The organism is Vibrio sp. YT-15 (genome assembly GCF_033337445.1).
Lineage (GTDB): Bacteria > Pseudomonadota > Gammaproteobacteria > Enterobacterales > Vibrionaceae > Vibrio > Vibrio alginolyticus.
The window spans coordinates 1-1,361 of record NZ_JAWOQR010000081.1; the positions used below are offsets into that span (position 1 = coordinate 1).

The window sequence follows — 1,361 nt, forward strand, 5'->3', positions numbered from 1 at the left end:
TTATTTGCTGATGGAAAATGGAGGAAACTATGAAGACGGATAATCGTAACATCAAAGCATTTTAAAGGTTATCTAAGGAAACATTCTAGATTCAAAGACGCTTCAATTAAAGGAATAGGTACACTTGTACAACTGCTTGTTAACACAAAGAGCTGATCAGCCAATCACGTGACAGCAACTCAGTGCATTCAGGCATGTAGACATGGTGAAGACGAGCTGCTGAAGTTCAAACGGAGCATCAGAATGATGAAGAAAGGTGATTGAAGTGACTTTGAACGTGGCATGGTTGTTGGTGCCAGACGGGCTGGTCTGAGTATTTACTGGGATTTTCAGCACAACCATCTCTAGGGTTTACAGAGGATGGTCCCAAAAAGAGCAAATATCCAGTGAGCCAAAATGCCTTGTTGATGCCAGAGGTCAGAGGAAAATGGCCAGACTGGTTCAAGATGATAGAAAGGCAACAATAACTCAAATAACCACTCACTATAACCAAGGTCTGCAGAAGACCATCTCTGAACCAACAACACGTCCAACCTTGAAGCAGATGGGCTACAGCAGCAGAAGACCACACCAGGTGCCACTCCTGTCAGCTAACAACAGGAAACTGAGGCTACAGTTCACACGGGTTTTCTCACCAAAACTGGACAATAGAAGATTGGAAAAACCACATTCAGATGGAAGTATGGATCCTGCCTTGTATCAACGCTTCAGGCTGCTGCTGCTGCTGCTGCTGCTGGTGTAATGGTGTGGGGGAGATTTTCTTAGTACCAACTGAGCATGGTTTAAACACCACAGCCTACCTGAGTATTGTTGCTGAGCGTGTCCATCCCTTTATGACCACAGTGTACCCATCTTCTGATGGCTACTTCCAGCAGGATAACGCACCATGTCACAAAGCTCACATCATCTCAAACATGACAATGAGTTCACTGTACTCCAATGGCCTCCACAGTCACCAGATCTCAGTCCAATAGAGCACCTTTGGGATGTGGTGGAACGGGAGATTCTCATCATGAACGTGCAGCCGACAAATCTGCAGCAACTGTGTGATGTCATCATGTCAATATGGACCAACATCTCTGAGGAATGTTTCCAGCACCTTGTTGAATCTATGTCACCATGAATAAAAAAGGGGGTCCAACCTGGTACTAGCAAGGTGTACCTAATAAAGTGGCCAGTGAGGGTATAGGCTTTTTACTGAAAAGATTATATTCCAGTGGAACTTCTTTGCAAGCACCATTTTTATTAGTAACAGTAATTAAATTACACATTATTTCTCAGTAACTGAAACGGATTACATTTATTGTATGCAACTAGTTACTCTCCAACACTGCTCATCGGGTAATGCTAATTTCTTCTTT

Annotated in this window: 2 protein-coding genes; both read left to right on the top strand. The window is 43.4% G+C overall.

Annotated features, from left to right (window positions below):
• Positions 1-427: 427 nt before the first annotated feature.
• Complete coding sequence (locus tag R7D93_RS25380; RefSeq protein ID WP_318129565.1) at positions 428-742, top strand: hypothetical protein; 315 nt, start codon at positions 428-430, stop codon at positions 740-742.
• A 144-nt stretch (positions 743-886) separates the two neighbouring features.
• Entirely contained in the window at positions 887-1,123 is a 237-nt protein-coding gene (locus R7D93_RS25385) for a hypothetical protein (protein WP_318129566.1), read from the top strand.
• Positions 1,124-1,361: the final 238 nt, after the last annotated feature.